General features: G+C 67.2%; 8 protein-coding genes. 3 read left to right on the forward strand and 5 right to left on the reverse strand.

From position 1 onward, the window contains the following. Nucleotides 1-662 precede the first annotated feature (662 nt). A complete protein-coding gene (locus tag PLL68_RS15885) occupies nucleotides 663-908 on the forward strand; it encodes a BsuBI/PstI family type II restriction endonuclease (RefSeq protein WP_502910695.1) in 246 nt (81 codons plus the stop codon). Here the strand turns inward: PLL68_RS15885 and PLL68_RS15890 are convergent. Genes PLL68_RS15890 through PLL68_RS10275 form a run of 3 tightly spaced genes read right to left on the reverse strand, consistent with a single transcriptional unit; the run spans nucleotide 898 to nucleotide 4948 of the window. Beyond that, a complete protein-coding gene (locus PLL68_RS15890; RefSeq protein ID WP_502910696.1) occupies nucleotides 898-1392 on the reverse strand; it encodes a DUF6262 family protein in 495 nt (164 codons plus the stop codon). The genes PLL68_RS15885 and PLL68_RS15890 overlap by 11 nt on opposite strands. Further along, the gene (locus PLL68_RS10270) at nucleotides 1380-3656 is read right to left on the reverse strand and encodes a tyrosine-type recombinase/integrase (RefSeq protein ID WP_324533759.1); all 2277 of its coding nucleotides are present in this window, start codon (nucleotides 3654-3656) and stop codon (nucleotides 1380-1382) included. Before PLL68_RS10270 ends, PLL68_RS15890 begins: the two co-directional genes overlap by 13 nt. After that, entirely contained in the window at nucleotides 3653-4948 is a 1296-nt protein-coding gene (locus PLL68_RS10275) for a tyrosine-type recombinase/integrase (protein WP_324533761.1), read from the reverse strand. Before PLL68_RS10275 ends, PLL68_RS10270 begins: the two co-directional genes overlap by 4 nt. 144 nt (nucleotides 4949-5092) lie before the next feature. On the opposite strand from PLL68_RS10275, the gene PLL68_RS10280 reads away from it, so the two are divergent. Both PLL68_RS10280 and PLL68_RS10285 read left to right on the forward strand, forming a co-directional pair. Then, on the forward strand, nucleotides 5093-5968 hold the full coding sequence (locus PLL68_RS10280; RefSeq protein WP_324533763.1) for a hypothetical protein: 876 nt from the start codon (nucleotides 5093-5095) through the stop codon (nucleotides 5966-5968). A gap of 151 nt (nucleotides 5969-6119) precedes the next feature. After that, nucleotides 6120-7259 carry an ImmA/IrrE family metallo-endopeptidase gene (locus PLL68_RS10285; protein WP_324533769.1) on the forward strand — a complete coding sequence of 380 codons (1140 nt, stop codon included), beginning with the start codon at nucleotides 6120-6122 and terminating at the stop codon, nucleotides 7257-7259. A 681-nt stretch (nucleotides 7260-7940) separates the two neighbouring features. Here PLL68_RS10285 and PLL68_RS10290 read toward each other — a convergent pair. Together PLL68_RS10290 and PLL68_RS10295 are read right to left on the reverse strand one after the other, a co-directional pair. Then, nucleotides 7941-8513 (reverse strand): hypothetical protein, encoded by a 573-nt coding sequence (locus PLL68_RS10290; protein WP_324533765.1) that lies wholly within the window; start codon nucleotides 8511-8513, stop codon nucleotides 7941-7943. Nucleotides 8514-8545: 32 nt separating this feature from the next. Then, complete coding sequence (locus tag PLL68_RS10295) at nucleotides 8546-9130, reverse strand: matrixin family metalloprotease (RefSeq protein ID WP_324533767.1); 585 nt, start codon at nucleotides 9128-9130, stop codon at nucleotides 8546-8548. Between the last annotated feature and the right edge of the window lie 249 nt (nucleotides 9131-9379).

Here is a 9379-nt window from a genome sequence, read left to right on the forward strand (position 1 = left end):
TTATCCGTAGCAATCGGCACAGAGTCGTTCGATGTGTGCGCAGTTCTTGTCGGTCACGGCGTGATCGATGTTTCGTGGACGGGGCCATCTGCGGCCTCTGGCGCGTCGTCGACGCGATCGCAGACTCGAGCGTCGCGGCTCGGTAGTGTCGGGGCCTGCCGTCAAGATTGAGTCGGGAAGGGAGTTCCGGGTGAACAGCGACGTGCTCGTCGATGCCGCGGTCGCTGAGGCGCTTGACGTGGCCATGCCTGCGCGTCCGCTGGGCTCCAGGGGATCGCGCGGCGACGTCGCCGAGGACTCACCTGCTGAGCTGACCCCGACTGCGGTTGCTGTGCTCGCGGCGATTCCGGCGTGGTGGGCGTCACGGGCCGAGGCTGCTGGGCTGAGCGGACGATGGGCCGATGTGGAGTTGGCGTTGGAGGTAGCGCCTCCGGTTCCGCTGCCTACGAACCCACCGTTGAGGGCGTCGTGGGGGTCGCTGACCCCTGACCAGGTTGGCGGCGCGTACGTCGAGGCGCTGTCGGCTGCGACCCGGGCGCGCCACGGCCGTCACTACACGCCGCACTCTCTGGCAGCGCAGTTGTGGTCGATGGTCCGCACGTCACTGGATTTGGCCCCTGGGGTGCAACGGTTGCCTGGACTCGTTCGGGATCCGGCCTGCGGTGCGGTTCTGGGTTGTAGAGGCGGTCGCCACGGACGGGCTCGTGACCACAGCCCGCCGCGACGCGCTCTTGCGTTGGGCAGCTCAGCAGAACATCGCCGCGGACCGGTGCTCGTTCCTGTCCGCGTTCGAGTCGCGCAACGCAGCGCCTGCGAAGAGGCGGCCGAAGGACCTCGCGTCGGGGACCTGGGCGTGGTTCGCGGATGAGCCGGCGCACGAGCTCGCCTGGTATCAGTTCATTCCGTAGCGGGGCCCGTTACGGGTCGAGGCGACCCGTGATCAGGGCGGCCTCGTAGCTGGCCGTAGAGGGCTGCGAGCTGACGGTCCTGCTCGGCCAACCTCGTGCGCAGGCGTGCTGCTTCGGCTCGGTGTGCGTCGTCTTGTTCGCGGATTCGGCGACGCAGTGCCGCGATGACGGCGTTGTCGCCCGTGACGGTGACGGCGTGGCGCTCCTCGAGCGCGCCGCGTTGTTGAGCGGCCAGGGTTCGGATCCGGACGGCAAGGTCGGGGTGCTGGTGGAGGAAGCGGGCGGAGACGCCTGATGCCCTGGCCACCGAGGTGAAGTTGACCCGCCCCCCATCGCGGATCAAGGTGCGGATGCCTTTCTCTGCTCGTGCCGTGGCAGTGGCTGTTCGGGCTCGCGCAGCCTTCCTCAGCGAGTCGTTGCGCCGCTGCTGCGCTGCCGTGTCGGGGGCGCGTTCGGAGCTGGGGCTGCCGCTCACGAGTCGCACCGCCGCGTCGGTCCCGGCGCCGGTTGAGCTGAGAGGCGAGCACTGAGCTCGGAGCGCAGCACGGCGGTATGTGCCCCGGCAGTGACGATCGAGACTGGTACCGCACCCCTGGAGGTGCATCCGCCGCCGGCGACTCCTGCATCGTTGGTTGCGTCGGGTTGGCTGAGACGCTCGATGATGGCCTCCAACGAGGCGAGTTCACGTAGCCGGCCCTGGAGCCAGATGTTGCCGTCGGGCAGATCGGTGCCGGTGCGCTGCCGGTAGCGCTCACGGCGTTGAGCAATCAGGTCGGTGGTCTGTGAATGGTGACTGCGGTGCTCGTCGAGGTGGGTGGCGTCGGTAGCGAAGGACGGGCATGGCAGGCACGCGTTTCCCTTGTCGCAGCTTTGGGTTGGCGGGAGCAGGCAGAGACCGTTGGGCAGGGCACGGTCCGCGCGGCGGGTCAGGTGGGATAGGTCGTAGAGGTCGACGGGGTCGATGCCGAGGTCTCTGCCGTCGGCGCCTACCTTCTTGTAGCGCAGGAACGCTGCCTGCTCGGTCGCCGCCAGGGTGGCTGCGTAGCGCATCGTCATCTCTGGGGACTTGTGCCCGAGGTAGCGCTGGACCACGTGCACGGGCACGTCCGCGTTTAGGAGCTCGGTGGCCTTGGTGTGCCGCAGCCGGTGAGTCTGGGTGTACCGCAGCGGCTTCTCGTCTTGGTCGACGAGGTTGACGATCGCGTCCAGCCGCCGCAGCGCTGCTTGTTGTGATGCGTGGCTTCGAGGGCGCAGGCCTTTGTGGTTGCTCGTGGGGTTGAGGAAGAGGTGTCGGTGGTCGCGTGCCTCGGGGAAGGACTGACGAACCCACTGTTGCTGTTCTTCGATGAGGGTGACCACGGCCCGTTCGACGGGGATGGTGGGGTCGACGCCGTCGACCTTGGTCTGCTGGTAGCGCAGCCTGGCAACGAACGCGTCGGGGTCGTGCTCGTCGTTGTGGGTGCCGGTTCCCGCGAGGTCGAACCTCGTCAAGGGGTTGAAGTCGAGCATGAGGATCTCTGAGACGCGGCGCCCAGTGAGGGCTTGGAGCATCCAGGCCCTGGCGGCTTGCGGATCCCCCAGTCCCATCACGGTGATCACTGGCCCGTGGGGTGCACCGCCGACGGTCACGACGTCGGTGGAGTTGGTGGACAACACGTCGAGGTAGACGAGCATGCGTTGCACGTCGGTGGTGCTGAGGTAGCGGGGTGCCGCCTGGTTGCCCATTCGGGTGCGGCGCGCCTGGGCGGGCCACAGCCGCTGGTGGTCGCCGGTGAGCTGCGTCCAGCCGTGGTGCCCGGTGAACTCGGTGGCGGCGTCGGCGTTGTCGAGCATGAAGTCGTAGAACCGCTGCACCGCGGACTGGATCGCAGCGACGCTGTTGGGGCTCAACACACGTCCGCGGCTGCTGGCTTGAGGGCTACGAAGCCACGCCAAGAAGGACGTCATCAGCGCCCGCAGGGAGGTCCGGTCGCTCGCCAGAGCGGGCTCACGCACGTCGTGCTCGTGCAGGTAGCCGCCAAGGTAGGTCCCCACCAGGGTGCGACGGGCGGCCGTGGTGGTCCAGGTCAGGATGTCGTGGACCAGGCACTGCGAGAGCCAGAACCGCAGCCCTTCGCGCAACCACTGCGGTTCGACGTCGGAGAAGGCGATGGGCCGGTGCCCGTGGGGTTCGTGTTCACGTCGCGGGATGCGCGGGTCCAGAGTCAGCGACCACGTGTCGTGGCGCCACCATGGCTGCGGCGAGCATCGGATGGAGACGTGCTCGTGGATGGAGTACGCCACGGACTCGAGGTTGCGCAGGTTCCCCGGCGACGGCCGCCGACCGTGCCTGGCGTGGAACTGACGCAGGGCCTCCCCGATCACGACCGCGGGGTCGAGGTCGGCGATCGACACCCCGGCAGGGTTGCCCCGAAACCGGCTCCCTTGCCTGGACAGGCTCGCGACGGCGCGCTGCCACCACGCCAGCATGGCCGGGTCGATCTTTCGCGTGCCCTCAGCCCAGACGGTCCACACCCACCAGGCAACCTGTTGGCCGGCCAGGTGCGCTCCGGCAGGTCTGAAGTCGTACTCCTTGGCCGAGCGCAGGTAGTTGGTGTTGCGCACGAACACCTCGGACCACGGCGCCTCGTCAAGCCGGTAGACGCCGTCACGCCACGGCTCGGGCACGCACGCCCAGGCGGCGTCCCACGACGCGTTGGGCGGGTTGGGCCGTGCACCAGCGTTGTTCGCTCGGGTAGGCGGTGTCATGTCGGTCTTCCCTCAATCGTTGGCGTCAGCTGTGTTACCGGTGCCGTCGGCGCCGAGGTCGTGGTGTGGCCGTCGAAGCTGTGGTCGCTCCAGGTGCCCTGCACGTAGCGGCGCCAGTTGGCGATCGCCCGTAGTTCGGCGTCTTCGGTGACCCACCCGTAGGTCGACAGGGTCGTTTGGACGTCGAGGTGCCCCAGCCGTCGCATCACCACGTGGGGAGGGCAGCCGGACAGCAGCAGCGCGGTGGCGTGGGTGTGCCGAAGCCAGTGGGGGGACCAGTTCGTCGGCGGCGCGTGCACGGACGACGTCTTGGCTACGCGGGCGTTCAGCGACCGGATCGCGGCATACACCGTTTCGGGACGCAGCGGCGCGAAGGCCGGCCCGCGGTCAGTGACGTTGGTGAACACGAAGTGGTGGCTCAGCTCGTCGACGACGAGGTCGGCGCCGGCGTCGACGAGCTGCCACACGTACGCGTCGTACAGGCGCATCAGGTCCGCCGCGACGTAGATGCGGCGGGGCCGCCCAGACTTCACCCGCGCGCCGTGGGGGTGGTCCTGGCGGGGTGTGACGTCGATGGCGGGCTGGTCGCCCTGCCCGGGGCGGATGTCAGTGTGTCGCAGCGACAGCGCCTCGCCTAAGCGCATGCCGGTGTCGGCGAGCAACGCGAACAGGAACCTGTTTCGCAGGCCAGCGGGGCCGCCGTCCCATGCCCCGTCGCCCCGTTGGCGGGCGTAGGTGTCCAAGATCGTGCGGATCTGTTCGGGAGTCAGCACGGGGGTGCGGCCCTTGGGGCCGGACCTCGTGGAGAACAATGGCGTCATCGCAGATTGGTCAGGTGCGACGCCGCTCAACATCGGGACGTAGGGGCGCCGGCCCCGCCTGGCCAAGGGCGTGTAGAGCGTCTCGTACGGGCCGGTGATACCTTCCGCGGCGGCCAGCCACCGGTAGAACGCCAAGACCGCGGCCGAGCGCAGCTGCACCGTCGCTGGACGTCGGCGGGTCACGGCAGGACCGATGCGAACGTGCCCGGGCAGGTCGCCTGTGCGCACCCAGGTCAAGAACTCCCCGAAGACCAAGGGAGCGAAGCCGTCCCAGTCCTGGCCGGTGCGGTCCAGGAAGTCGAACCAGAGCCCAAGGCTGGTGGCGTACGAGCGCAGTGTGTGGGGCGACGCACCGTCGAGGGCGAGGAACCGCAGGTAGTCATCGGCGGCCCGGATCGGGAGGAAGTCCTCACCGATCACCGTCCAGGACGTGGCGCCATCGAGCGCGAGGACCTTCTGAACGCGAGCCATCGTCAAGCCTCACCCCGGTTCGAACGTGCGTGCGAGAACTATAGGCACGACACGCCGTGCGGCGCGCGGCGTAGAAGTGACCCCCCTTCGGAAACATTTGGTGCAGAAAATCTCCACAAATCTTTCAACGAGAGGCACGACGACATGGCTGAGTCCATTGGTCCCCGGTCCCGGGTGTATCGCGCGCTGTACGGCCCTGCACTGGCGATGACGAGCATCGGGGTCCTGGCACACGAGGCCGTGCGCAACCACAGCCACGCCGTGTTCACCGGGCCTGACGGTCGGCGCCTCGCAGTCAAGACCGACGGCACCGTGGAAGCCGCGCTGTGGCGCGAAGCCATCCGCGTGTGGGCAGAGCACCACCCCCAGGCGGGGGTGACCTGGGCGGAAGCCGTGGAAGAGGGCTGGCCGGAGTACCTCGTCGCCGACAAGTACCACCTGTTCGTGCACCGGAAGGAGGACTACAACAAGTCAGCCCGCACCGCCGTGCTGGACTATCAAGGCCCGGACACCTACATGTACTTCCAACCCCCGATCACGGGGATCGACCGACTCATGCCCCGGCCCCCGGCGCCGCAGAAGAAGCGAACCACGGTGCGCCTGGTCGCTTTTCACGACTCGACCGGGCGCATGACCACGGCCTCGGTGTTCGCCCCGCAGGGGAAGGAGTCGGAGCTGTTCCGGTTCAAGGTCGACCCCCAAGCCGTCATGACCCAGATCGGCGAGTGGCTCATGCAGGATCCCCACCCGTGGCTGGACCTGATCCGTGACTACGGTTCGATGGTGCTCCCCCACACCCGCACGCCAGGCCTGCCGCTCAGTGTCACCACGTCCACCGAGCGCCCACCGCAGCACGAGACTGCCGCCTCCGGTCAGCCCTCGTCCGCGAAGGCAACCGCTGCAGGCGGGGGCGACGTGGGACCACGCTTCACCCCCACGAACCGAACGCAGCGCCCTCCGGCAGAGCCCGACCCCGCGGAGCAGACCGGCACCTCCGACAGCGCTGGCCCGAGCACCTGACGACACACGAATCACCCGCGAAACTGCCGCTGTCACCGGCCCCTCGGACCGGTTGTGACAGCGGCAGTTTTGTTCTTCCAGCCTTACCAATCCGGGGGCAAGGCTGTGCCAGAATACTTACATGACCGCAACCGTTCGAGCCCTGCCCTCGATGGTCGCGGCACCGGAGGTTCAGGCGGTTCCTGAAACCGTGCGACTCCTGCGTCAGCGGCGGGGCATGACACTGGCTCAACTGTCCGAGAACGTGGCCAAGAAGCCCGCGTGGGCCTCACGCGTCGAGACCGGAACCCTGCCGTTGCGCGGGCGTGACCTTCTGGACTGCGCAGCTGCGTTGAGCGTGCCGCCGGACCTGCTCGCCACACCCCTGCCCGAGGCTGGCCTTGAGGGAGTGCACTTCCGCAAGTACAGGGTGCCCCAGAAAGTCGAAGCTCGCGCGACAGCCGAGGCCAACTTCGTCGCGTACCTGGTGAACACCCTGCTGGTGAAGGCCGGTCAAGACCCCGCAGCCCGCATACCCAAGATCGATGTGAGCGGGCTCTCCCACGACCCACGCGCGGCTGGCGTGTTCGCCGCCGCGGCCGTCCGGCAACGATGGGGCGTTACCGCTGGCCCGATCCGCAACCTCGCAGGTCACGTTGAGGCCGACGGACTGTACATCGCGCCCCTGCCACCGACCATCCCCAACGTCGCCGCGATCACGGCCGCGCAAGGTCCGGAACTGGCGCCCATCACACTCGTGACCCGGTCCGTCGTCGATGACACTCGGCGCTTCACCGTCGCCCACGAGCTCGCCCACCTCGTCATGGACGAAGCGTCCGGCCCAGCCGACGATGCAGACGTCGAGGCACGCGCTGACGCGTTCGCCGGCGAGCTGCTGGCACCGTACGCCGAGATCCAAGACGACGTCCGGGCCCTGCACCCGGGCAGCTTCGGTGCTCTCATGAGCCTGCACGCGACGTGGGGCGTACACCCCAAGTCGTTCATCCGTCGCGGGTTCCTCGAAGGTGACATCAGTAGCGCTTCACAGTCCCGCTGGTTCCGTCACCTCAACGGCACCCACCGAAACCGGATGCGCACGCTCCGGTCGCCATTCCCGCTCCAGCCCACCGGCATCGGGTCACTGCTGGATCTCATGAAGTCCGTCGGGTGGACCGCACCATCCCTTGCCCGCGACCTGCACGTGCACGTCACCGAGCTCGCCGCCGTCCTCGAGGCCTGGCCCTTCCCCCTCAGCCTCCCTCCAGTGCCGCAACCGGCCGACGCGCCCGTCGCCTTCCTCCACGAAGCGTGACCCGATGGCGCGAGAGTCCACCCCTTGAGGAGTGGGCCTTCAAAGCCACGTACGCCAACCACCGCACCACCAACCGCGACCACCAAGACCTCGCAGCCGGACCCCACGGACGCATCCTCATCCTCGAGGACGGCGGCACAGCGACAGCCACGATCCGACTCCGACAGCGACCTAGAGGCAGACGCACCTACGCCTCGCTGCGCTGGACCTCCAGTAAGAACCGCAAGTCCGAGATCAACGTGTGCGAGGTCACCAAGAGCAACCGCCTCGCCAACCTCACCCAGGCCTGGGCCGCCGTCCACCAGCTCGGGCTACTCACCCCCGAAGGCCGCCGCCGCCGAGGGCGCCACGTGAGCGGGCCCAGCACAATTGGGACTCTCCAAGCTCCCCCTACCAGCGACCAAGGCTCCTGACCTAGCCAGAAGCGGAGTGGTTTCGTCGGCTCGCGGGCACGACGCCGGGCTACCTAGCGTCGGGTTCCGTGAACGCGTACCGGCTGGCCACGCAAAGTTTCTGATCATTGCTCACTGGCAAGCGCAGCCCGCAACTGGGGTATGCCTCTGCCCACAGAGCTCAAGTTCTCCCGAGCACGAACTGTGGCCCCCGGCCACAGCGCGGGGGCCACAGTTCGTGCTCGTCCGGAGGCGCCTGTCGCTAGGCGGACGGGCCAAACCTCAACGCCTACGGTGCCTGTACGAGCGCTTCCAGCTCGGCCTTCTGGGTCTTTCTTGCTTGCTGTGCAAGGGCAGGGTCGGCTGCGCGATGCGCCCTCAAGGCCCCATCACTCTGGACATCGAGAACAGCTTGGTCCCCTGCTGCTCGAGCCCACACGCCATTTCGCTCCCGGCCCAGAAACAGGACCACTTCAGCGCCCAATTTCACGGGCTCCTCATCCGCGATCTGGATGCGATCGAGATCAAATGTCAACACTTCGATTCGGCTCCCGACTTTGGGGCCCTTGAACTGCTCATCGACCTCGAACTCCCATACCGCGACCGGCAAGCCCTGCTGATTGGGGTCTCCACCGGTGGCAAAACTGCGTTCGGTGTCACGCTTGGCGAGCTTGACGAAGGACCCCTTCACCACGACCTTGGACCGGGAACCCATCTCTTCGAGGCTGCTGTACACCGGGTAGTCGACGCTCGCCATCATCACAGTCGCACCGGGCTGCGGTGCGGAGGGCTGCGCCGATTCGGGCTGCACTTGGCCACACCCTGCAAGCGCAGCCGCGCACACCATCGTGAGGCCGGTCATGATCATCCCATTACGCATTTTCCTTCGTCCCCTCAGTAGATGGCGTCGACGCCGTTGATGTCGTCCTGCCACGGTTCGGTACCCCAGCTGCACGACCACTTCGTCTTGCCCTGAACCATCACCGTCTTCGTGCCGTTGCAGGTGGTACTCATGTGGTTCAAACCGTACGCATGTCCGAATTCGTGTGTCGCGACCATCCGCAAAGCGGTTGTGTTACTTCCGATGCCACCCGGCGATGGCGAGTTCCACGTGATCGTGGTCTTGTTGCTCGTGTACAGCCCGCTCGAGCAGGAAAAAGACGTCACGGCCTCGTAAGTGTCCGCCGCAGACCACTCCGTGATGGCCACGTTTACGGGCTTCCCGGAACTCCAAGCGGTGAACGTCCCCGGGACCGCGACCGCGTTCCAGCGGCCGGCACCAGAGTTGGTGGCAGTCCGACGCGCCGAGCCCACCGTGGACCCGATCTGGTAGTACAGCGTGGGGTTTGTCCCGCTGTACTTACACCCGTGCTTGACGTAAGCCGACGCCGCGGGGGCGGTCGACACCTGGGCGCTCAACAGCAACGACGCACCCACCGCCGCCGATGCAGCCACTGCAAAGGGCCTTCTCATCGACATTGTCAGTCCCTCCCTAGAGCCGCCAGCCACCCCTTGGCCGACGTGCCCGAAGTCAACCAGACTCCAACCGTTCTCGCGCGAGATAGTGCCCGCATTCGAAACGTGACAATTCACCTACCGATGGGCGCCCAAGTTGACTCGAGCCCTCCTCAGCCGCGACTTGCAGATAAGTCAGAGACCCAGGACAACCCGCGGGCCTTAAGCGACCGCGCATCACTCTGTGCCTACCCACCAGGTCACCACAGATAA

Origin of the sequence: Ornithinibacter sp., from assembly GCF_035443565.1 — a bacterium.
In the GTDB taxonomy this organism is placed as follows: domain Bacteria; phylum Actinomycetota; class Actinomycetes; order Actinomycetales; family Dermatophilaceae; genus Fodinibacter.

What these genes read in the sequence shown, in the direction of transcription:
- PLL68_RS10280 (WP_324533763.1), top strand. Translation starts at nt 5,093, where the DNA reads ATGGCTGAGTCCATTGGTCCCCGGTCCCGGGTGTATCGCGCGCTGTAC.
- PLL68_RS10285 (WP_324533769.1), top strand. Translation starts at nt 6,120, where the DNA reads ATGGTCGCGGCACCGGAGGTTCAGGCGGTTCCTGAAACCGTGCGACTC.
- PLL68_RS10275 (WP_324533761.1), bottom strand. Translation starts at nt 4,948, where the DNA reads ATGGCTCGCGTTCAGAAGGTCCTCGCGCTCGATGGCGCCACGTCCTGG.
- PLL68_RS10270 (WP_324533759.1), bottom strand. Translation starts at nt 3,656, where the DNA reads ATGACACCGCCTACCCGAGCGAACAACGCTGGTGCACGGCCCAACCCG.
- PLL68_RS10290 (WP_324533765.1), bottom strand. Translation starts at nt 8,513, where the DNA reads ATGACCGGCCTCACGATGGTGTGCGCGGCTGCGCTTGCAGGGTGTGGC.
- PLL68_RS10295 (WP_324533767.1), bottom strand. Translation starts at nt 9,130, where the DNA reads ATGTCGATGAGAAGGCCCTTTGCAGTGGCTGCATCGGCGGCGGTGGGT.